Genomic DNA, 21,832 nt, shown 5'->3' with positions numbered 1-21,832 from the left:
TGACCCGGCTAGCTTTTTCGCGGGCAAGCCCGCGAAGGCCGCGATGCCGATTTCAGAGCGGGCTAAGGATGGTGTCCTTGGCCTCATCCAGCATGCCCGGGTAATCCAGGGTGTAGTGCAACCCACGGCTTTCCTTGCGCTGCATCGCCGACAGGATCATCAGCTCGGCCACCTGCGCCAGGTTGCGCAGTTCGATCAGGTCGCGGCTGACCTTGTAGTTGCTGTAGAACTCGTCGATTTCATCCAGCAACAGGCGAATGCGATGCTGGGCGCGCTGCAGGCGCTTGCTGGTGCGCACGATGCCGACATAGTCCCACATGAAACGTCGCAGTTCGTCCCAGTTGTGCGCAATGATCACGTCCTCGTCCGAGTCAGTGACCTGGCTGGCGTCCCAGCCCGGCAGGGCCTTGGGCATGCCCACTTGCTCCAGGTTGGTCTGGATGTCTGCGGCGGCGGCGCGGCCGTAGACGAAGCATTCCAGCAGCGAGTTGCTGGCCATGCGATTGGCGCCGTGCAGGCCGGTGAAGCTGGTTTCGCCGATGGCATACAAGCCGGGTACGTCGGTGTGGCCGCGGTCGTCGACCATCACCCCGCCGCAGGTGTAGTGCGCCGCCGGTACCACCGGGATTGGCTGGCGGGTGATGTCGATGCCAAACGTCAGGCAGCGCTCGTACACGGTGGGGAAGTGGCTCTTGATGAAATCGGCCGGCTTGTGGGAGATGTCCAGGTAGACGCAGTCCACGCCCAGACGCTTCATCTCGTGGTCGATGGCACGGGCCACGATGTCGCGTGGGGCCAGCTCTTCGCGTGGGTCGAAGCGCGGCATGAAACGTTCACCGTTGGGCAGGCGCAACAGCGCGCCTTCACCGCGCAGGGCTTCGGTGACCAGGAAGCTCTTGGCCTGCGGGTGGTACAGGCAGGTCGGGTGGAATTGGTTGAATTCCAGATTGGCCACTCGGCAGCCGGCCCGCCAGGCCATGGCGATGCCATCGCCACAGGCGCCATCGGGGTTGCTGGTGTAGAGATAGACCTTGGCTGCACCCCCCGTGGCCAGCACGGTGAAGCGCGCACCGAAGGTGTCCACCTCGCCGGTGTTGCGGTCGAGCACATAGGCGCCCAGGCAGCGTTCGCCAGGCAGCCCCAGGCGGCGTTCGGTGATCAGGTCGACCGCCACGCGCTGCTCCAGCAGCTGGATGTTCGAGCGCAGGCGTGCCTGTTCCAGCAGCGTAGTGAAGATTGCCGCGCCGGTGGCATCGGCGGCGTGGATGATGCGCCGGTGGCTATGACCGCCTTCACGCGTCAGGTGGAACTCGAAGCCGCCGTCGTCGACGCTGTAATGCTCGTCACGGGTAAAGGGCACACCTTGTTCGATCAGCCACTGGATGGCTTCGCGGCTGTGTTCGACAGTAAAGCGCACCGCCTCTTCATTGCACAGGCCGCCGCCGGCATTGAGGGTGTCCTCGACGTGCGATTGCACGGTATCGGTGTTGTCCAGCACCGCAGCGACACCGCCTTGGGCCCAGAAGGTCGATCCATTGGCCAGGTCGCCCTTGCTGAGCACGGCAACGCGCAGGTGGCTGGGAAGGTTAAGTGCCAGGCTGAGACCGGCGGCACCGCTGCCGATCACCAGGACATCATGTTGGAATTGTTGGCTCATGTCGGGACACTAGTAATCTTTGGAAGGGGCGCGGCACAATAGTCACGCGCAGATGGCATTGTGAAACTATCGTTAAACTTGGCCGGGATGTCTTTATAGCAGCCCCGGGTGGCCAATTTCCATGCCACTTGCCAGGTCGCGACAACCTTTGCGGGAACTTTCCGGCATGGCCGGAAATCCTATGAAGGCTGCCCGTACGCCACAATTTGCCGCGGCGACGCAGGGCGGCAGGCCTGTCCGGGCTGTTCCTGCGTATTCGAAACCTGATTATCGACGTAGCCGGCCGTGACCGCGCCGCGTCTTCCGTGCAAGCCGACCAAGGGCTGCAGGAAACTTGCTTGGAGGGGAGAACTTTTGCGTAAAGCCCGAGTCTATGGTTGCAAGCCTGAACGATGGCTGTTGCAACGCTCCTTCGAGTTCACTGAGGAGTGTTCATGCTAACCCAGGAAGAGGATCAGCAGCTTGTCGAGCGTGTTCAGCGCGGTGACAGGCGAGCGTTCGATCTGTTGGTGCTGAAGTATCAGCACAAGATTCTCGGGTTGATCGTGCGGTTCGTTCACGATACCCACGAGGCCCAGGATGTAGCACAGGAAGCCTTCATCAAGGCCTACCGTGCGCTTGGCAATTTCCGCGGTGACAGTGCGTTTTATACCTGGCTGTACCGCATCGCCATCAACACGGCGAAGAATTACCTGGTGTCGCGTGGAAGACGGCCGCCAGACAGTGATGTGAGCTCCGAGGATGCGGAGTTTTACGACGGCGATCATGGCCTCAAGGATCTCGAGTCCCCAGAGCGCTCGTTGTTGCGGGATGAAATCGAAGGCACCGTCCATCGCACCATCCAGCAGCTACCCGAAGACCTGCGTACGGCATTGACCCTGCGCGAGTTCGACGGACTGAGTTACGAAGACATTGCCAGTGTCATGCAATGTCCGGTGGGTACCGTGCGCTCTCGAATCTTCCGCGCTCGGGAGGCCATAGACAAAGCCCTGCAGCCGTTGTTGCAGGAAACCTGAGACAGCGGCGATAGCCAAGAGAGGAACCGCCATGAGTCGTGAAGCTTTGCAGGAATCGCTGTCCGCGGTGATGGATAACGAAGCGGACGAACTGGAGTTGCGTCGGGTGCTGAGCGCCGTCGACGATGCCGAAACCCGTGCCACCTGGTCGCGTTATCAGGTTGCCCGTGCAGCCATGCACAAGGAGCTGCTGCTGCCTAACCTGGATATCGCTTCGGCGGTGTCTGCGGCGCTGGCCGACGAGGCTGTGCCGGCCAAGGTCAAAAAGGGCCCATGGCGCACCATTGGTCGCCTGGCGGTAGCCGCTTCGGTCACCGTTGCGGTGCTGGCCGGTGTTCGCATGTACAACCAGGATGAAATCACGGGTGCCGAGCTGGCAGCCCAGCAGCCTGCCCAACAAGGCCTGAGTGTGCCACAAGCCCAGGGTCCGGCTGTTTTGGCAGGCTATAGTGAGAGCAGTGAGCAACCGACCGGGCCGATGGCCAACGGCGTGCTGCAGAACCAGGCCGGCTGGGATCAGCGTCTGCCAGGTTACCTGCGCCAGCATGCCCAGGAATCTGCGCTCAAGGGCACTGAAACCGCATTGCCGTATGCCCGCGCCGCCAGCCTGGAAAACCGTTAAGTAAGGAGGATCATGCGCGCGCTACCTCTCCTGTCGCTGCTGATTGGCAGCTGCATGACGGTGCCAGCATTGGCGGCCAACTCTTCGCCCCAGGCGAGCGAGTGGTTGAACAAGCTGGCACAGGCCGAGCAAAAGCAGAGCTACCAAGGCTCTTTCGTCTACGAACGCAACGGCAGTTTCTCTTCCCACGATATCTGGCACAGGGTCGAAGACGGCAAGGTCAGCGAGCGGCTGTTGCAGCTCGATGGCGCCGCCCAGGAAATCGTGCGCGCGGATGGGAAGGTGGAGTGTGTCAGCGGGGCCTTGGTGAGCAGTGTTGCGGCACCGCCGGACACCGCGCCGCGTGTGCTTGATCCGCTGAAACTGATGGGCTGGTACGATTTGAGCGTGGCGGGCAAGTCACGGGTTGCCGGGCGCGACGCCGTGATCGTGACGCTCACGCCCCGCGACCAGCATCGCTACGCCTTCGAACTGCATCTGGACCGTAATACCGGCCTGCCACTGCGCTCGTTGATGCTCAACGACAAAGGGCAGTTGCTGGAGCGCTTCCAGATGACCCGCCTCGATACCGACGAGCCGCCTAGTGACGACGACTTGCGCCCCAGTGCTGCCTGCAAGCCTGTGCAGCATACCGCGCCCGTCAGTAATGACAGCGTGGCTGGCTGGCGCTCGGACTGGCTGCCGCCCGGGTTCGAGCTGGTCAACAGCTCGGTGCGTCGCGACCCCAAGCGCAACAGTTCGGTCAGCAGCCTGATGTATGACGATGGCCTGGCGCGTTTCTCGGTATTTCTCGAGCCGGTAAACGATGATGGCGGCACCGACATGCGCACTCAACTCGGCCCGACGTCGGCCGTTTCACGCCGCCTGAATACGCCAAAGGGCAAGGTGATGGTGACTGTGGTCGGCGAAATCCCGCTGGGTACGGCAGAACGCGTCGCGTTGTCGATGCGCCCTCAGGATGCCCAGGCGCGCCAGTGATGGCGTGCTTTTGCGGGCTGTGCCAAGGCAGGCGGACATACGGCTGAAATGAAATTAAAGCATTGTCATTTGCAATCCACCGGCAAATTTTCTATAGGTCAGGCTCTCAGGAGCCTGGCCTTTCCTGCTTTGTGCAGGGGTCTTTCTAAACTACCGCTCGTTGTGACGGGAGCCGTATGTCAATACCACGCTTGAAATCCTACCTAACGATGTTCGCCGCCGTGCTGATGCTCGGCCAGGTGCTCACCGCCCAGGCCGAGGAAGCCCTGCCGGACTTCACCACCCTGGTCGAGCAGGCCTCGCCAGCCGTGGTCAACATCAGTACCAAGCAGAAGCTGCCCGACCGCGTCGCCGCCGGGCAGATGCCGGACCTGGAAGGCCTGCCGCCGATGTTCCGCGAGTTCTTCGAGCGCAACATGCCGCAGCAGCCGCGCTCGCCGCGCGGTGACCGCCAGCGCGAGGCTCAGTCGCTGGGTTCGGGCTTCATCATTTCCAGCGATGGCTATGTGCTCACCAACAACCATGTGGTGGCCGATGCCGACGAGATCATTGTCCGCCTGTCGGACCGTAGCGAGCTGCAGGCCAAGCTGGTAGGCACCGACCCGCGTACCGACGTGGCCCTGCTCAAGGTCGAGGGCAAGAACCTGCCGACCGTGAAGTTGGGTGATTCCGAGAAGCTCAAGGTCGGCGAGTGGGTGCTGGCCATCGGTTCGCCGTTCGGCTTCGACCACTCGGTGACCAAAGGTATCGTCAGTGCCAAGGGGCGTACCCTGCCCAATGACACCTATGTACCGTTCATCCAGACCGACGTGGCGATCAACCCGGGTAACTCGGGCGGCCCGCTGTTCAACATGAAGGGCGAGGTGGTGGGCATCAACTCGCAGATCTTCACCCGCTCCGGCGGCTTCATGGGCCTGTCCTTCGCCATCCCGATCGACGTGGCAATCGACGTGTCCAACCAGTTGAAGAAAGATGGCAAGGTCAGCCGTGGCTGGCTGGGCGTGGTCATCCAGGAGGTCAACAAGGACCTGGCTGAATCCTTCGGTCTGGACAAACCGGCCGGCGCCCTGGTGGCCCAGGTGCTGGAAAACGGGCCGGCAGCCAAAGGCGGCCTGCAGGTGGGCGACGTGATCCTGAGCATGAATGGCCAGCCGATCGTCATGTCGGCCGACCTGCCGCACCTGGTGGGCGGCCTCAAGGATGGCGAGAAGGCCAAGCTGGAAATCATCCGCAACGGCAAGCGCCAGAACCTGGACATCAGCGTCGGCGCACTGCCGGACGACGATGCCGACATCGGCACGGGGACCGGAGGCAGTGCCGAGCGCAGCAGCAACCGTCTGGGCGTATCGGTCGCCGACCTGACCGCCGAGCAGAAAAAATCCCTGGAGCTCAAAGGCGGCGTGGTCATCAAGGAAGTGCAGGATGGCCCGGCAGCGCTGATCGGCCTGCGTCCGGGTGATGTCATCAGCCACCTGAACAACCAGGCCATCGGCTCGGCCAAGGAATTCACCGAAATCGCCAAGGAGCTGCCGAAGAACCGTTCGGTGTCGATGCGCGTACTGCGTCAGGGGCGTGCCAGCTTCATTACCTTCAAGCTCGCTGAATAAGCGGTCTGACAAGGAAAAAAGGGCAGCTTCGGCTGCCCTTTTTCATGATTTTTCACAATTGCAGGGATGATTGCTGTGTACAGTCGGACAGAGGAATCTCCCATATCCCAGCAGCTTAAGGTACAATTCCCGGCTATTTTTCGGCGGGCGTCCGGCTCGCAGCCTTTTCGAGTGTTGACCTGTGAGTGATTTGAGTCATATCCGCAATTTCTCCATCATCGCCCACATCGACCATGGCAAGTCGACGCTGGCCGACCGTTTCATCCAGATGTGCGGTGGCCTGTCGGCACGCGAAATGGAAGCCCAGGTGCTTGATTCCATGGACCTGGAGCGTGAGCGCGGTATCACCATCAAGGCCCACAGCGTCACGCTTCACTACAAGGCGCAAGACGGCAAGACTTACCAGCTGAACTTCATTGACACCCCCGGCCACGTCGACTTCACCTACGAAGTCTCGCGCTCGCTGGCGGCCTGTGAAGGCGCGTTGCTGGTAGTGGACGCCGGTCAGGGCGTCGAAGCCCAATCCGTGGCCAACTGCTACACCGCCATCGAGCAGGGCCTGGAGGTCATGCCTGTCCTGAACAAGATGGACCTGCCCCAGGCCGACCCGGACCGCGTCAAGGACGAGATCGAGAAGATCATCGGCATCGACGCCACCGACGCCGTGGCCTGCAGCGCCAAGAGCGGCATGGGCGTGGACGAAGTGCTCGAGCGCCTGGTGCAAACGATCCCTGCTCCGGAAGGCGAGATCGATGCCCCCTTGCAGGCACTGATCATCGACTCCTGGTTCGACAACTACCTGGGCGTGGTCTCGCTGGTGCGCGTGCGCCAGGGCCGCGTCAAGAAAGGCGACAAGATTCTGGTCAAGTCCACCGGCAAGGTGCACCTGGTGGACAGCGTGGGCGTGTTCACCCCGAAGCACACCCAGACCGCTGACCTGAAAGCCGGCGAAGTGGGCTTCATCATCGCCAGCATCAAGGACATTCACGGTGCGCCAGTGGGTGACACCCTGACCTTGTCCTCGACCCCAGAGGTCGAAGTGCTGTCGGGCTTCAAGAAAATCCAGCCACAGGTCTACGCCGGCCTGTTCCCGGTCAGCTCCGACGATTTCGAGGACTTCCGCGATGCATTGCAGAAGCTGACCCTGAACGACTCGTCGCTGCAGTACATGCCGGAAAGCTCCGATGCCTTGGGTTTCGGCTTCCGTTGTGGCTTCCTCGGCATGCTGCACATGGAGATCATCCAGGAGCGCCTGGAGCGCGAATACGACCTGGACCTGATCACCACCGCACCGAGTGTGATTTACGAGCTCGAACTCAAGACCGGCGAAACCATCATCGTCGACAACCCGTCGAAGCTGCCTGATGTCTCGTCCGTCACCGACTTCCGCGAGCCGATCGTCACCGCGACCATCCTGGTGCCACAGGAGCACCTGGGTAACGTCATCACCCTGTGTATCGAGAAGCGTGGCGTGCAGCGCGACATGCAGTTCCTCGGCAGCCAGGTGCAGGTGCGTTACGACATGCCCATGAACGAAGTGGTGCTGGACTTCTTCGACCGTCTCAAGTCCACCAGCCGCGGCTATGCTTCGCTGGACTATCATTTCGATCGCTACCAGTCGGCCAACCTGGTCAAGCTGGATGTACTGATCAACGGCGACAAGGTCGATGCCCTGGCATTGATCGTGCACCGCGACAACGCGGCCTACAAAGGCCGTGCGTTGACCGAGAAGATGAAGGAACTGATCCCTCGGCAAATGTTCGACGTGGCGATCCAGGCAGCCATTGGCGGCCAGATCATCGCGCGTACAACCGTCAAGGCGCTCAGAAAGAACGTACTGGCCAAGTGCTACGGTGGTGACGTCAGCCGTAAGAAGAAGCTGCTGGAGAAGCAGAAGGCCGGTAAGAAACGCATGAAGCAGGTAGGCAACGTGGAAATTCCACAGGAAGCCTTCCTCGCCGTGCTCAGGTTGGATAGCTAGGTCCTATGTCGCTAAATTTCCCGCTGTTGCTAGTCATCGCCGTCTTCGTCTGCGGTCTGTTGGGCTTGATTGACCTGCTGTTCCTGGCGCCGCGCCGGCGTGCGGCAATCGCCAACTATCAGGGCAGCGTCAGCCAGCCCGAGATGGCCGTGGTCGAACGCCTGAACAAGGAACCGCTGCTGGTCGAGTACGGCAAGTCGTTCTTTCCGGTGCTGTTCATCGTGCTGGTGCTGCGCTCGTTCCTGGTCGAGCCGTTCCAGATCCCTTCGGGGTCGATGAAGCCGACGTTGGAAGTGGGCGACTTCATCCTGGTGAACAAGTTCTCGTACGGCATTCGCCTGCCGGTGATCGACAAGAAGGTCATCGAGGTGGGTGACCCGCAACGCGGCGATGTGATGGTGTTCCGCTACCCGAGCGACCCGAACGTCAATTACATCAAGCGTGTGGTCGGCTTGCCGGGCGATGTGGTTCGCTACACCAACGACAAGCGGCTGTTCGTCAATGGCCAGCCGATTGCCGAACAACTGGTGGGCACCGAGCCGGGCACCTTGGGCAGCGCCGAGCTGTACAAGGAAAAGCTCGGCGAGGCCGAACACCTGATCCGCAAGGAAATGAGCCGTTATCGCATGCCGCCGGACCAGCAGTGGACCGTGCCGGCAGGCCATTACTTCATGATGGGCGACAACCGCGACAACTCCAACGACAGCCGTTTCTGGGATGACCCTAACATTCCCAAGGAACTGCACGGCATGGTTCCTGACCGGAACATTGTCGGCAAGGCCTTCGCGGTGTGGATGAGCTGGCCAGAGCCCAAACTCAGCCACCTGCCCAACCTGTCGCGGGTTGGTCTGATCCATTGATACCCTCGGCGCTGTCCAGCAGACAGCGCCGAATGCATTTCTGACATAGGCTGTGTTCTCAGGGATCGGGAGATTCGTCGCGCAACGCGCGGCGCACCACAGCCAAACAGTCTTTCAGGATGTTGATTTGAACAACGCGTTGAACAACCAACGGGTGGCCGTATGAGTGCTTCCCTTGCCCATCTGGAGCGAAAGCTCGGTTATACCTTCAAGAACCAGGACCAGATGCTCCTGGCGCTGACCCATCGCAGCTACGCCGGGCGCAACAATGAGCGCCTGGAGTTTCTCGGTGACGCCATTCTCAACTTCGTCGCCGGCGAAGCGCTTTTCGAGCGTTTTCCGCAGGCCCGCGAAGGCCAGCTGTCGCGCCTGCGTGCGCGTCTGGTCAAGGGCGAAACCCTGGCCCGCCTGGCTCGTGGTTTCGACCTGGGTGAGTATCTGCGCCTGGGGTCGGGTGAGCTCAAGAGCGGCGGTTTTCGCCGCGAGTCGATCCTGGCCGATGCCCTGGAGGCATTGATCGGCGCCATTTACCTGGACGCCGACATGGAAACCGCCCGGGAGCGTGTCCTGGCCTGGTTGGCCGACGAGTTCGAAGGCCTGACCCTGGTCGATACCAACAAGGACCCGAAAACCCGCCTGCAAGAGTTCCTGCAATCGCGCAGCTGTGAGCTGCCGCGTTACGAAGTAGTGGATATCCAGGGCGAACCGCACTGCCGTACTTTCTTCGTCGAATGCGAAGTCGTGCTGCTGAACAACAAGAGCCGTGGTCAGGGCGTTAGCCGGCGTATTGCCGAGCAAGTCGCTGCCGCGTCCGCACTGATCGCCCTGGGCGTGGAGAATGGCAATGACTGATAACAACCCGACTCGCTGCGGCTACGTGGCCATTGTCGGCCGCCCCAACGTGGGCAAGTCGACCTTGCTCAACCACATCCTGGGCCAGAAGCTGGCGATCACCTCGCGCAAGCCGCAGACCACCCGCCACAACATGCTCGGTATCAAGACCGAAGGTGATGTGCAGGCGATCTACGTCGACACCCCGGGTATGCACAAGGCCAACGACAAAGCCTTGAACCGCTACATGAACCGCAACGCCTCGGCGGCCTTGAAAGACGTCGATGTGGTGATCTTCGTGGTCGACCGCACCAAGTGGACCGACGAGGACCAACTGGTGCTGGAGCGCGTGCAGTATGTGACCGGCCCGCTGATCATCGCGGTCAACAAGACCGACCGCATGGAAGAGAAGGCCGAGTTGATCCCGCACTTGCAGTGGCTGCAGGAGCAACTGCCGAACGCCGAGGTGATGCCGATCTCTGCACAGCAGGGGCACAACCTGGAGGCGCTGGAAGCCCAGATCGCCAAGCACCTGCCGGAAAACGATCATTTCTTCCCGGAAGATCAGATCACCGACCGCAGCAGTCGCTTCCTGGCCGCTGAACTGGTGCGCGAAAAGATCATGCGCCAGCTGGGTGCGGAGCTGCCGTACCAGATCACCGTGGAAATCGAAGAATTCAAGCAGCAGGGCCATGTGCTGCATATTCACGCGCTGATCCTGGTCGAGCGTGATGGTCAGAAGAAGATCATCATTGGTGACAAGGGCGAGCGCATCAAGCGCATCGGCTCCGAGGCGCGCAAGGACATGGAAGTGCTGTTCGACTCCAAGGTCATGCTCAACCTGTGGGTCAAGGTGAAAGGCGGCTGGTCCGACGACGAGCGCGCCCTGCGCTCGCTGGGCTACGGCGACCTGTAAGCAATACTATCAGGGCCGCTGTGCGGCCCATCGCCGGCAAGCCAGCTCCCACCCCGACCGCATCGACCTCAAGCCATGCGCAGTACCTGTGGGAGCTGGCTTGCCGGCGATGGGCTGCATCGCAGCCCCAATGTGCAGTTTTACCGGGCCGCAGGGAGTTATTGATCTTCCATGGAACAACCTGTCGGCCAGCCAGCCTATGTGCTGCACAGCCGTGCCTACAAGGAAACCAGCGCGCTGGTGGACTTCTTCACGCCGCAGGGCCGCATGCGCGCCGTACTGCGCCGTGCGCGCGGTAAGGGCGGCAGCCTGGTGCGGCCGTTCGTGCCGCTCGAGGTGGAGCTGCGCGGGCGTGGCGAGCTGAAGAATGTCGGGCGGATGGACAGCGCCGGCATCGCCGCCTGGTTGCATGGTGATGCCCTGTTCAGCGGGTTGTACCTCAATGAATTGCTCATGCGCCTGCTGCCCGCCGAAGCGCCGTTCCCGACCCTGTTCGAGCACTACGCCCTGACCTTGCAGGCGTTGGGCGCCGGGCGCCCATTGGAGCCGCTGCTGCGTTCGTTCGAATGGCGGCTGCTGGACGAACTCGGTTATGCGTTCGCGTTGAACCATGACGTCAACGACCAACCCATCGCTGCAGACGGCCTCTACCGCTTGCGTGTGGATGCCGGCCTGGAGCGGGTCGAGCTGGTGCAACCCGGTCTGTTTCGCGGCATCGAGCTGTTGGCCCTGGCCGACGCAGACTGGGACACCCCAGGCGCTTTGCTCGCTGCCAAGCGTCTGATGCGCCAGGCACTGGCGGTTCACCTGGGCGCAAAACCGTTGGTCAGCCGGGAACTGTTTCGCAAGCGCTGATCACGACGTATGCTGTGGGGCTCAATCTTCAGGAGAGCCTTTCGTGACTCACAGCAACCGCATGCTTCTTGGCGTAAACATCGACCATGTGGCGACCCTGCGCCAGGCCCGGGGCACGCGATACCCTGACCCGGTCAAGGCTGCGCTGGACGCCGAAGAGGCGGGCGCCGATGGCATCACCGTGCACCTGCGTGAAGACCGCCGTCACATTCAGGAGCGTGACGTGGTGCTGCTCAAGGATGTGCTGCAGACGCGCATGAACTTCGAGATGGGCGTCACCGAAGAGATGATGGCCTTTGCCGAGAAGATCCGCCCGGCGCACATTTGCCTGGTCCCCGAAACCCGTCAGGAGCTGACCACCGAAGGTGGCCTGGACGTGGCCGGGCAAGAAGCGCGAATCAAGGCAGCCGTGGAGCGCCTGGCGCGTACCGGGGCCGAGGTGTCACTGTTCATCGATGCTGACGAACGGCAGATCGAGGCCTCGCGCCGGGTGGGGGCGCCGGCCATCGAACTGCACACCGGGCGTTATGCCGATGCCGAAACCCCGACTGAAGTGGCTGATGAACTCAAGCGCATCGTCGATGGCGTGGCCTTTGGCGTGGGGCAGGGGCTGATCGTCAATGCTGGTCATGGGCTGCATTACCACAACGTCGAGGCGGTGGCGGCGATCAAGGGCATCAATGAGCTGAACATCGGCCATGCGCTGGTGGCGCATGCCTTGTTTGTAGGTTTCAAGGCTGCTGTGGCCGAGATGAAGGCATTGATCGTGGCGGCTTCGCGCTAGTATTTTTAGTCGCCAGTGCCGGCCTCTTCGCGGGCTTGTCCCGCGAAGAGGCCGGCACTGGAGGCAGATTATTCGGCAGCAAACACCAAGGTAAAACGAGTAGGCCCTAAAGGGCTGCTGTTCACTTCGACCCGCCCGCCATGCAGTTGCATGATCGACTTCACGATCGCCAACCCCAACCCGGTCCCGCCCTCCAGCCGCGAGCGCCCCGAGCCCACCCGGTAGAACCGCTCGAACAAGCGCGACTGGTGTACTGTAGCAATGCCAGGCCCGTGGTTCTCCACCGAAAGCCATACTTCGCTGCCTGAGCGTTCAATGCGCAGATCGACGCGCTCACCCTCAGGGCTGTGCCGGATGGCATTGCTCAACAGGTTCGACAATGCCCGCTGAAACATCAGCCGGTCACCCAGCGCCGTCCCCCAGCCCTGAACCCGCAGCTCAACCACTTTTAGCTCGGCACTGAAGGCAAACAGCTCGACAACCCGCACTGCCTCGTCAGCCAGCGCCAAGGGTTTCAATGCGACCTGGGTTTGCGGCTGGCTGACCTGGGCGAGAAACAGCATGTCATTGATGATGCGGTTGAGTCGGGTCAATTCCTCGATACTGTCTTCCAGCACCTCCCGGTAGTTGGCGTTGTCCCGCTCCCGTGCCAGGGTCACCTGTGCCTTGCCCATCAGGTTGCTCAACGGGGTGCGCAGCTCATGGGCCAGATCGTCGGAGAACTGCGATAACTGGCTCACGCCCTGATCGAGGCGGTCGAGCATCACATTGATGCTGCTGGCCAGTTCTGCCAGTTCTTGCGGCAGGCCGGCAGCCGGCAGGCGATGTTGCAGGTCTTGGGCCGACACTTGCCCGGCAATGCGCCGGAAGCGCCGCAGTGGTTTCAAGCCCCGCTGCATCAGCCACCAGGCGCCCGCGCCAATCAATACCAGCAGCAGTGGCAAGGCGAGCAAGGTCGAATGCAGGTAAGCCTGCAGCAGGGCATTGTCGTCGGCGCGGTTGAGCGACATCATCACCTTGACCGGCGTGTTGTCGCGCAGGCGCATCAGCCGGGTTACGGTAAGGATCTGGTTACCGCTGCTGTCGCGCCATGTGTGAAAGGTTAGCCGGGCATCGGTGTGCAACTCGCTCACCCGTGACTCCAGGGCCGGGCCGAGGCTGAGCAGGTGCGGGTGGCGGCTTTCCAGGGCCAGCACGCTGAGGCTCAGATTGTCATGCCCCATCACCAGGTCGAGCAGAGGATGGGCGCGGGTGCCCAGGTCTTCGCTGCGCAGGTCGACGCGCAGGTTGTGTTCGACCTGCAGCATCTTGCGCGCCAGATCCTTGCGCGCGCGGCTGTCCAGTTCGTGATCCAGGGCAAACACGGCCAGACAGGCCAGCAGCAGCACCAGGGCGGCGCCCATCAGTGTGACGCTCAGGCCCAGGCGTAGCGACAGGCTGGCGTTTCTCAAAAGCGGGCCTCGAGTACATAACCTACCCCACGTAGGGTATGGATCAGCTTGTTGTCGAATGGGTCGTCGATCTTCGCCCGTAGGCGCCGGATCGAAACCTCGACCACGTTAGTATCGCAGTCGAAGTTCATGTCCCATACCAACGAGATGATCTGCGTGCGCGAAAGCACTTCGCCCGTCTGGCGCATCAGCAGGTGCAACAGGGCGAACTCCTTGGCGGTCAGGTCGATGCGCTGCCCGGCGCGGTAGGCGCGGTGGCGGCCGGGGTCCAGCTCCAGGTCGGCGACACGCAGGGTGCTGGGCTGCAGTTGCTGGTCGTTGCGGCGCAGCAGGCTGCGGATGCGCGCCAATAGCTCGGGGAATTCGAAGGGCTTGAGCAGGTAGTCGTCGGCGCCCAGGTCCAGGCCTTTGACCCGGTCTGCCAGGCGGCCGTGGGCGGTGAGCATCATGATGCGCGTGGCCGACTCGGCGCGCAGCCGCTGCAGCACGGTCCAGCCATCGAGCTCGGGTAGGTTGACGTCGAGGATGATCAGATCGTAAGGCTGTTGGCGTGCCAGGTGCAGGCCGTCAGTGCCGGTGTGGGCGCAGTCGACCACATAGCCGTTTTCGCGCAGGCCCTGTTGCAGGTAGTCGGCGGTACGAAGTTCATCCTCGATGATCAGTAGGCGCATGGGGGGCTCGGTATGATGAAAAAGGGCGATTCTCGACCCTGTAGTGACATCAGGGTCAAGGCGCAGGATGTTACGGCATGAGAAAGCGGCTGAGGTGCAGATAACCGATTTGTAATTCTGGTGTTATCTCGCTGTCTGTCAGGGCCACATTGCAGGACTGTAATCCCCGCCTCACCTTGCCGTTAGCTAGCCCTCGCTAGGATGGCCGTGTCTGATCGGTTATCACGAGGCAACCACGATGAACCTGACCAAATACCTGCTGTTGGCCACCCTTGCCCTGGGCAGTGCCAGTGTTTATGCCGAGGGCGGTGCGGAGCGCTCCAAGCAGTTCTGGCAAGCCTTCCGCGAAGACCAGCAGCGCCTGCACGACGACAAGCAACAGGCTGTTGCCGAGCGTGAGCGCAAGGCGCAAGAGAAGGCCCGCGAGGTGGCCAAAGACTGAGGTAACAGCACCTGCGCCGCGACAGCTCCTCGCCGCAGGTGTATTCAGGCGCCCAAGCGGGCGCCTTTTTTATTTGCGCGCCAGCAGGGTGGCGCGGCGCGGGGCCGGCAGGCCTTCGATGGTCTTGCTGTGGTCGTTCGGGTCGAGGAAGTCGCCCAGGGACTGGTAGCGCATCCACTCGGTGCTGCGTTGCTCCTCGATGCTGGTCACGCTTACGTCGACGCAGCGCACATCGCTGAAGCCGGCACGGCGCAACCAGCGGGCCAAGGCCGGAACGGATGGCAGATACCAGACGTTGCGCATCTGCGCGTAGCGGTCCTCTGGTACCAGTACCTGGTTTTCGTCGCCTTCGATCACCAGCGTTTCCAGTACCAGCTCGCCACCTTTGACCAGGCAGTCTTTCAGCGCCAGCAGATGTTCGATGGGCGAGCGGCGGTGATAGAACACGCCCATGGAAAACACTGTGTCGAAGCCTTCCAGATTGGCCGGCAGGTCTTCCAGGGCGAAGGGCAGGTGCCAGGCCGGCAGTTCCGGCAGGTATTGTTGCACCGCCTGGAACTGGCAGAAGAACAGCCAGTTGGGGTCGACACCAATCACCATGTCGGCGCCAGCGCCGAGCATGCGCCACTGGTAGTAGCCGTTGCCACAGCCGACGTCGAGCACGCGCTTGCCTTTGAGGTCAAGGTGCGGACCGACGCGTGACCATTTCCAGTCCGAATGCCATTCGGTGTCCACATGCACGCCAAACAGGTCGAACGGGCCTTTGCGCCAGGGCGACAGGCCCATCAGTGCCTGGCGCATCTGTGCGCGGGTAGCGTCGTCGCAATCGCAGTCCAGGCGCAGCCCGTTGACCAGGTCAATTTCGCTGGGCTTTAGCGCGGGCAGTGCATCGAGCGCACCACGCCAGCGGTCGAGGTCGCCGTGGCCTTTCTCCAGCTTGGCTTCCAGTTGCGCTTGCAGGCCTTGCGACCAGGAAGCCAGGGGCGTGCCCGCCAGGCGGCGGACGAGGGGGGACAGATCGATCATGGCAGGGCTATCAACGAGGCGAAGTTAAGGCATTGGAACCAGGGCACCACTTTCGAGAACCCGGCGGCACGCAGGCGCTCCTGGTGGGCTTCGAGGGTATCGGGGCGCATCACGTTTTCAATGGCGCTGCGCTTCTGGGCGATTTCCAGTTCGCTGTAGCCATTGGCCCGCTTGAAGTCCAGGTGCAGTTCATTGAGCAGCTCCTGCTCTTGCTCATCGGCGAACCGCAGTTTCTCCGAGAGGATCAGCGCGCCACCTGGCAGCAGTGCCTGGCGGATACGGCCGAGCAGTTCCAGACGCTGGTCGGGGGCGATGAACTGCAGGGTGAAGTTCATCGCCACTACCGAGGCGGGCTCGAAGGGCAGGGCAAGGATATCGGCTTCCAGCACTTGTACCGGCAGCAGCTCCTGGAACATCGAGTCCTGGGCGGTGAGGTACTGGCGGCAGCGCTCGACCATGGCCGCGGAATTGTCCACCGCGATCACCCGGCAGCCGTCACCGCGTACATGGCGCCGCAGCGACTGCGTAACGGCCCCCAGGGACGCGCCCAGGTCATAGAGTGCGGTGTTCGGCTGGGCAAAGCGCGCTGCCAGTACACCAAGGTTCTCGACGATGGTCGGGTACCCTGGCACCGAGCGCTTGATCATGTCCGGGAACACACGTACCACGTCCTCGTTGAAGACGAAATCAGGCACCTGCTCCAGGGGCTGGGAGAAGAGGCGGTCGGGTTGTTTGCTCACGGCAGGCTCGATACAGGGTGAAACGGGGGCGCATTTTATCCAATGGCCGCGCATCTTGCTATGGCAATGCTTCAGGGTGGGAGCGTTCAGACCGGGAGCAGTGAACTTTCCCACAACGCTAAGTTATCAAGATGAATGAATTCAGTCGGGTGAAGAAGGACACTTCGAATGCAGGTTGACTGAATTTTAAAAAGGATATTGGGTTAAGTGATGAATGCCAATAGTGGGCGGGAAGAAGTTACCGTAGATGAACTGGACCCGGTGTCCAAGGTTAAAATGTTGCCGGAACGCTATTTTTCCTTCATCGAGAGCCGACTCGAGGGGGGGCAACAAGTAGGTAGCCTATTGACGGCTGATAATCTGAAGGTCATCAAGCGTTACGCCAATACCGTAAACCAGTTGCCGCGTACACGCGTCGAAATCGAACGAGAAGTCGATTATGCGGCACTGGGCCTTGACGCTTCGAAGGTACATGACTTGTATACGGCGCTGCACAGGCATGTGTACGAATGGGACATACTGGAGCGTAGCATCAAGCAACTGGGGCCTGAAATTGAACTGTTCGCTGAAAGCCTGGTACAGCGTGGCAGCAGCCTGCTGGAGCACCTTGAAAGCAGTGATATTTTTATGGCGATCAAGCAGCGCAAGGCCGAGCAGGGCGATGATGTATACACCTTGGAGCTGAGTGAAGAGGATCAAGCGCAGATCGCCAGTGTGCTGACACTTGGCATCAACGAACTGGTCAGGGAAATTGAAGGCACCCGCCGGCGAATCGATGACGTTGACGCACGTGCCAACTGGTTCAACAGTGAGATCAAGCGCGAGCTGAAGCCGCGAATGGTACGGTTGCTGAAGCACTTCGACGAGAAGGTTTCTCATGAAGATATTCTGAAAAAACGCCGGCAGCTGGATCAATGGGACGAACAGATTGATCAATTGAAGTCCGAGTACGATGCCAATGTGGGTTACGCGTTCACAGGTATCTTGCTGGGGCCGATTGGCCTGGTAATCACCGGCGGTGTGTTCGGTGACAAGGCAGAAAAAATCAGGGCAAGAAAAAACATACTGATCGAAAAGCGCGAAGAACTGGCGGATGCACTGGGCAAGACGGCCCCCGCGCTGAGCGACTTCGAACGTATCTCGACATTGGTCAGGGACTTGCAGTTCAGGTGCAAGGACCTGTCAGCAGCGACCAGGCGCCTGTCAGATGTATGGCTGTTTCTGGCCTCGTACGCCAACAACTCCGTCAATGAAGCCAAAGAGCTGAGCACTCTCACTCAACTTGAATCTTTTGTTCATGATTTTTCTGAGGTCATCAAGCCGTGGAGCAAAATAGGCAATATTTGCCACACGCTGTCTGAGTTATTCAATGAGCTGATCGAAGAATGTGAGGGCGCCTGACATGGATGTTACCAACGTCAATATGACCTTGCCTGATTTCGCGCAGATGCAAAACGTACAAGATCAGGTATTCCACCTGATAGAAAACTGGGACATGAATGTACTGCCAGGGGCGCGTGAGCAATTGGGTGAATTGCGCACGCTGTTGCTCGCTGTCGAGCGCGCCTTCAAGGAGAGCCTGATAGGCGCTATCGTTTTGCTGGAGGACCGGGATTTCATTCCGGTCAAACAGGGGGCCGATACCCATTACAGGCTTGCCAGTGTGCTGAGCCGTTTGAGCCAGCTTCATTCGCTGTTGGCCAGGCAGAATGTGCGGTTGGAACTCTTCACGCTGTCTGCTTTGGTAGAGCCGTTATCGGAACTGGATAAACGAATCGTCAGCCTCCAGAACCAGGCGCTAGCCTTCGATCAGCGATTGGCCCAGTTACGCCAGCAGCGGGCAGATATTGGCTAGGCCATCGAGTTGTTCGAAAGACCGTCCGTTGCCAGTGCACTGAAGGGCCTGATCCCGAGCGATAAAGAAATCGACCAGGTGATAGGGTTGATCACGGACCCGAAAGTTGATGCCAGCCTGTTGAAGGCTGTGACAGGGAAGTTGGCCCGGCACGCTGATGCACTGGAGGGGGCCAAGACGTTCAGCGACTTGAGCAAGGCCCGCACCAGGCTTGATGCAAAAATAGAGGAAGCGCTGGGCGACCAGCGGCAGCTACAGCGAGCGTTGCAACGTGCGCGGGATGAGCGGGAGGCGATCACGGCCTTGTCTGGGCTTGAACCACTCAAGAACGCGTGGTTGCACGAACTGCGCAAGGTTGAGCTGGAGTGGCAGGCTCAGGCCGTGAAGCTCAACGCGACGATGGGCGTGGAGGCTGCCACGGTCGCGCTGAAAGACCTCTGTGACTACCTGAAGGTCGTCCAGATGATGTATGACCGTAGTTGATCGCGCTCAGCGGACGACAATCTTGCAGTCGAAGGTTTGCACCGGGGCCACGTCTGCCGCCCACGGCTGCTGGTAGACCAGCACCAGTCGGGCGTCTCCGGTGCTGCTGGCCAGGAAGCGCCAGGTGGAGACCCCCGCACTGCCTACCACGTCCTCCTCTTCGGGAGCGCTGTATATCTCCGGGCCGAGGCTGCGCAACACATTGGTGGCGGGGTTCTCGACACGCCAGCGATAGCCGGTGGACGGATTGCTGGGCAAGCTCAGGGTCAGCGCCTGGCCCACCTGAAGCCGCGTTGGGCATTCGCTCTCGGCGTCCAGTTCGACGGGCTGGGTGGGCTGCTGGGCACAGGCAGAAAGCAGGATGAAGCTCAGGGGAACGAGCAGACGAGGGGCGGTCATGTTGGCTCCGGAGGCTGGCGATGGCCTGAGGATAACCGAACCTGTTGATGATTTGTGTTGCCTGTTCGGGCCTCTTCGCGGCTGAAGCCGCTCCCACAGGATATGCGCAGCCTTTGAAGGCAGTGGTCTCCCTGTTGGAGCGGCTTTCGCCGCGAAGGGGGCGGTGCAGGTTAGAACAGGACCTTGGCCACGTCGGCAAAGCGCTTGGCGAAGTGCACTGTCAGGCCTTCACGCAGGTAGTCGGGCAGTTCCTCGAAGTCCCCACGGTTAGGCTCCGGCAGGATCAGCTCGAAGATTTTCTGTCGTCGTGCCGCAATCACTTTCTCGCGTACACCGCCAATCGGTAGCACCTGGCCGGTGAGGGTCAGCTCGCCAGTCATGGCCACGCCTTTTTTCGGCACCTGGTCGCGGGCCAGCGACAGCAGGGCACTTGCCATGGTGATGCCGGCGCTCGGGCCGTCTTTGGGCGTAGCGCCTTCAGGCACATGTAAGTGGATGAACGCTTCGTTGAAGAAGCCGGGGTCACCGCCAAACTGCTTGAGGTTGGAGCTGACGTAGCTGTAGGCAATTTCGGCCGACTCCTTCATCACGTCACCCAGCTTGCCGGTCAGCTTGAAGCCACGGTTGAGGGTGTGGATGCGGGTCGCCTCGATCGGCAGCGTGGCGCCGCCCATGCTGGTCCAGGCCAGGCCGGTGATCACGCCTTTGCCAGCCAGTACCTGCTCACTGCGGAACACCGGCGTACCGAGCGCGGCCTCCAGGTCCTTGGTGCCGATCTTCAGCTTGGCTTCAGGGTCTTCCAGCAACTTGAGCACGGCCTTGCGCACCAGCTTGCCCAGTTGCTTCTCCAGCTGACGCACGCCGGCTTCGCGGGCATAGCCTTCGATCACCAGGCGCAAGGCGCTGTCGCTGATGCTGAGGCTGGTCTTGGCCACGCCGGCCTTTTCCAGCTGCTTGGGCCACAGGTGCCGTTTGGCGATGGCCAGTTTTTCTTCGGTGATGTAGCCGGACAGGCGGATCACTTCCATGCGGTCGAGCAACGGGCCTGGGATCGAGTCGAGGGTGTTGGCGGTGCACACGAACAGCACCTTGGACAGGTCCAGGCGCAGGTCGAGGTAGTGGTCGAGGAAGTCGACGTTCTGCTCCGGGTCGAGGGTTTCCAGCAAGGCTGAAGCCGGGTCGCCCTGATAGCTCTGGCCCATCTTGTCGATCTCGTCGAGCATGATTACCGGGTTCATCACTTCGACGTCTTTCAGCGCTTGCACCAGTTTGCCGGGCTGGGCGCCGATATAGGTGCGGCGATGGCCCTTGATCTCGGCCTCGTCGCGCATGCCGCCAACGCTGAAACGATAGAAGGGCCGACCAAGCGACTCGGCAATGGACTTGCCGATGCTGGTCTTGCCTACCCCGGGTGGGCCCACCAGTAGCACGATCGAGCCGCTGATCTCGCCTTTCCAGGCGCCCACGGCGAGGAATTCGAGGATGCGTTCCTTGATGTCGTCGAGGCCCGCGTGGTACTGGTCGAGGACTTTGCGCGCATGCTTGAGGTCGAGCTTGTCCTTGCCATACACGCCCCACGGCAGGGCGGTGGCCCATTCGAGGTAGTTGCGGGTGACGGCGTACTCGGGTGAGCCGGTTTCGAGAATGGCCAGCTTGCCCATCTCTTCGTCAATGCGCTTGCGTGCCTGGGGCGGCAGGGTCTTGCCTTCCAGGCGTTGTTCGAACTGTTCGAGGTCAGCGCTGCGGTCGTCCTTGGTCAGCCCCAACTCCTGCTGGATGACTTTGAGCTGCTCCTTGAGGAAGAACTCCCGCTGGTGTTCACCGATCTGTCGGTTGACCTCCGCTGAGATCTCGTTTTGCAAGCGCGCGACTTCCACCTCTTTGCGCAGCATTGGCAGCACCTTTTCCATGCGTTTGAGCATGGGCACGCAGTCGAGCACTTCCTGCAACTGGTTGCCGGTGGCCGAGGTCAGCGCGGCGGCGAAGTCGGTGAGCGGCGACGGATCGTTGGGGCTGAAGCGGTTGAGGTAGTTCTTCAGCTCTTCGCTGTACAACGGGTTGAGCGGCAGCAGCTCCTTGATCGCGTTGATCAGCGCCATGCCGTAGGCCTTGACTTCGTCGGTAGGCTCGGCGGGCTGGCGCGGGTATTCGACTTCGACCAGGTAGGGCGGACGGTGGTGCTTGAGCCAGGTGCGGATATGTACCCGGGTCAGGCCCTGAGCGACGAATTGCAGCTTGCCGTTTTCACGGCTGGCATGGTGCACCTTGACCAGCGTGCCGTACTGCGGCAGTGCCGAGGTATCGAAATGGCGGTGGTCTTCTGGCGGGGAGTCCATGAAGAACAGCGCCAGGCAGTGGTCCGGTGACTTGGCCACCAGGTCGAGGGTTTCGGCCCAGGGTTCTTCATTGACGATGACCGGCAGTACCTGGGCCGGGAAGAACGGGCGGTTGTGGATCGGGATCACATAGACCTTGTCCGGCAGTTGCTGGCCGGGCAGGGCAAGGGCGTGGCCGGGTTCGGCCTGGGTGGTGGTGTGTTCGACTTCGCTGTGTTCGTCGGGGTGTTCCGGGAAATCCTGCTGGTCGCTCATGGGGCACCTGCGTGAATGACTATGGTGCTTAGATGGGGCGGGGGGGGATGGGTTTCAATGGTAGACG

General features: G+C 61.2%; 21 protein-coding genes. 14 read left to right on the top strand and 7 right to left on the bottom strand.

Translation table 11 applies throughout. The features are described 5' to 3' along the window. Window positions 1-52: 52 nt before the first annotated feature. On the bottom strand, window positions 53-1,657 hold the full coding sequence (gene nadB / locus QQL85_RS15200) for an L-aspartate oxidase (RefSeq protein ID WP_284354335.1): 1,605 nt from the start codon (window positions 1,655-1,657) through the stop codon (window positions 53-55). A gap of 434 nt (window positions 1,658-2,091) precedes the next feature. Between nadB and rpoE the strand changes: the two genes are divergently transcribed. From rpoE to pdxJ, 10 genes are all read left to right on the top strand, one after another. After that, window positions 2,092-2,673 (top strand): RNA polymerase sigma factor RpoE, encoded by a 582-nt coding sequence (gene rpoE, locus QQL85_RS15195; protein WP_003252049.1) that lies wholly within the window; start codon window positions 2,092-2,094, stop codon window positions 2,671-2,673. 31 nt (window positions 2,674-2,704) lie between these two features. Then, window positions 2,705-3,295, top strand: coding sequence for a sigma-E factor negative regulatory protein (locus QQL85_RS15190; protein WP_284354334.1), 591 nt, complete (start codon window positions 2,705-2,707; stop codon window positions 3,293-3,295). A gap of 12 nt (window positions 3,296-3,307) precedes the next feature. Continuing rightward, window positions 3,308-4,273 (top strand): MucB/RseB C-terminal domain-containing protein, encoded by a 966-nt coding sequence (locus tag QQL85_RS15185; protein ID WP_284354333.1) that lies wholly within the window; start codon window positions 3,308-3,310, stop codon window positions 4,271-4,273. A 209-nt stretch (window positions 4,274-4,482) separates the two neighbouring features. Then, a complete protein-coding gene (locus QQL85_RS15180) occupies window positions 4,483-5,880 on the top strand; it encodes a DegQ family serine endoprotease (RefSeq protein ID WP_434482140.1) in 1,398 nt (465 codons plus the stop codon). Between the two features lie 181 nt (window positions 5,881-6,061). Beyond that, complete coding sequence (gene lepA, locus QQL85_RS15175) at window positions 6,062-7,861, top strand: translation elongation factor 4 (RefSeq protein ID WP_284354331.1); 1,800 nt, start codon at window positions 6,062-6,064, stop codon at window positions 7,859-7,861. Between the two features lie 5 nt (window positions 7,862-7,866). Then, window positions 7,867-8,721, top strand: coding sequence for a signal peptidase I (lepB, locus tag QQL85_RS15170; protein ID WP_016713698.1), 855 nt, complete (start codon window positions 7,867-7,869; stop codon window positions 8,719-8,721). A 162-nt stretch (window positions 8,722-8,883) separates the two neighbouring features. Continuing rightward, window positions 8,884-9,573, top strand: coding sequence for a ribonuclease III (rnc, locus tag QQL85_RS15165; RefSeq protein ID WP_284354330.1), 690 nt, complete (start codon window positions 8,884-8,886; stop codon window positions 9,571-9,573). Further along, complete coding sequence (gene era, locus QQL85_RS15160; protein ID WP_016498176.1) at window positions 9,566-10,468, top strand: GTPase Era; 903 nt, start codon at window positions 9,566-9,568, stop codon at window positions 10,466-10,468. Before rnc ends, era begins: the two co-directional genes overlap by 8 nt. A 171-nt stretch (window positions 10,469-10,639) precedes the next feature. Further along, complete coding sequence (recO, locus tag QQL85_RS15155; RefSeq protein WP_284354329.1) at window positions 10,640-11,323, top strand: DNA repair protein RecO; 684 nt, start codon at window positions 10,640-10,642, stop codon at window positions 11,321-11,323. Between the two features lie 61 nt (window positions 11,324-11,384). Continuing rightward, on the top strand, window positions 11,385-12,107 hold the full coding sequence (gene pdxJ, locus QQL85_RS15150; protein ID WP_434482139.1) for a pyridoxine 5'-phosphate synthase: 723 nt from the start codon (window positions 11,385-11,387) through the stop codon (window positions 12,105-12,107). Between the two features lie 68 nt (window positions 12,108-12,175). On the opposite strand, the gene QQL85_RS15145 is transcribed toward pdxJ, so the two are convergent. Then, complete coding sequence (locus QQL85_RS15145; protein ID WP_284354327.1) at window positions 12,176-13,558, bottom strand: heavy metal sensor histidine kinase; 1,383 nt, start codon at window positions 13,556-13,558, stop codon at window positions 12,176-12,178. After that, on the bottom strand, window positions 13,555-14,229 hold the full coding sequence (locus QQL85_RS15140; RefSeq protein WP_284354326.1) for a heavy metal response regulator transcription factor: 675 nt from the start codon (window positions 14,227-14,229) through the stop codon (window positions 13,555-13,557). The genes QQL85_RS15145 and QQL85_RS15140 overlap by 4 nt, the downstream gene beginning before the upstream one ends. A 238-nt stretch (window positions 14,230-14,467) precedes the next feature. On the opposite strand from QQL85_RS15140, the gene QQL85_RS15135 reads away from it, so the two are divergent. Beyond that, window positions 14,468-14,671 (top strand): hypothetical protein, encoded by a 204-nt coding sequence (locus QQL85_RS15135; protein ID WP_284354325.1) that lies wholly within the window; start codon window positions 14,468-14,470, stop codon window positions 14,669-14,671. A 69-nt stretch (window positions 14,672-14,740) separates the two neighbouring features. Here the strand turns inward: QQL85_RS15135 and cmoB are convergent, their stop codons facing one another. Both cmoB and cmoA read right to left on the bottom strand, forming a co-directional pair. After that, on the bottom strand, window positions 14,741-15,697 hold the full coding sequence (gene cmoB, locus QQL85_RS15130) for a tRNA 5-methoxyuridine(34)/uridine 5-oxyacetic acid(34) synthase CmoB (RefSeq protein ID WP_284354324.1): 957 nt from the start codon (window positions 15,695-15,697) through the stop codon (window positions 14,741-14,743). Then, entirely contained in the window at window positions 15,694-16,437 is a 744-nt protein-coding gene (cmoA, locus tag QQL85_RS15125; RefSeq protein ID WP_284354323.1) for a carboxy-S-adenosyl-L-methionine synthase CmoA, read from the bottom strand. The genes cmoB and cmoA overlap by 4 nt, the downstream gene beginning before the upstream one ends. A gap of 210 nt (window positions 16,438-16,647) precedes the next feature. On the opposite strand from cmoA, the gene QQL85_RS15120 reads away from it, so the two are divergent. Genes QQL85_RS15120 through QQL85_RS15110 form a run of 3 tightly spaced genes read left to right on the top strand, consistent with a single transcriptional unit; the run spans window position 16,648 to window position 18,775 of the window. Continuing rightward, window positions 16,648-17,838 carry an alpha-xenorhabdolysin family binary toxin subunit A gene (locus tag QQL85_RS15120; protein WP_284354514.1) on the top strand — a complete coding sequence of 397 codons (1,191 nt, stop codon included), beginning with the start codon at window positions 16,648-16,650 and terminating at the stop codon, window positions 17,836-17,838. A 1-nt stretch (window position 17,839) separates the two neighbouring features. Continuing rightward, window positions 17,840-18,292 (top strand): hypothetical protein, encoded by a 453-nt coding sequence (locus tag QQL85_RS15115; protein WP_284354322.1) that lies wholly within the window; start codon window positions 17,840-17,842, stop codon window positions 18,290-18,292. 9 nt (window positions 18,293-18,301) lie between these two features. Then, on the top strand, window positions 18,302-18,775 hold the full coding sequence (locus QQL85_RS15110) for an alpha-xenorhabdolysin family binary toxin subunit B (protein ID WP_284354321.1): 474 nt from the start codon (window positions 18,302-18,304) through the stop codon (window positions 18,773-18,775). 6 nt (window positions 18,776-18,781) lie between these two features. Here QQL85_RS15110 and QQL85_RS15105 read toward each other — a convergent pair whose 3' ends face one another. Further along, window positions 18,782-19,174, bottom strand: a complete 393-nt coding sequence (locus tag QQL85_RS15105) for a protease inhibitor I42 family protein (protein ID WP_284354320.1) — start codon at window positions 19,172-19,174, stop codon at window positions 18,782-18,784. 170 nt (window positions 19,175-19,344) lie between these two features. Next, complete coding sequence (lon, locus tag QQL85_RS15100; RefSeq protein ID WP_284354319.1) at window positions 19,345-21,765, bottom strand: endopeptidase La; 2,421 nt, start codon at window positions 21,763-21,765, stop codon at window positions 19,345-19,347. Between the last annotated feature and the right edge of the window lie 67 nt (window positions 21,766-21,832).

The sequence above is a fragment of the Pseudomonas putida genome (genome assembly GCF_030159595.1).
GTDB lineage: Bacteria > Pseudomonadota > Gammaproteobacteria > Pseudomonadales > Pseudomonadaceae > Aquipseudomonas > Aquipseudomonas putida_AC.
Note: the sequence above shows the minus strand (reverse complement) of the source record. Positions and strands in the feature narration are given on the sequence as shown.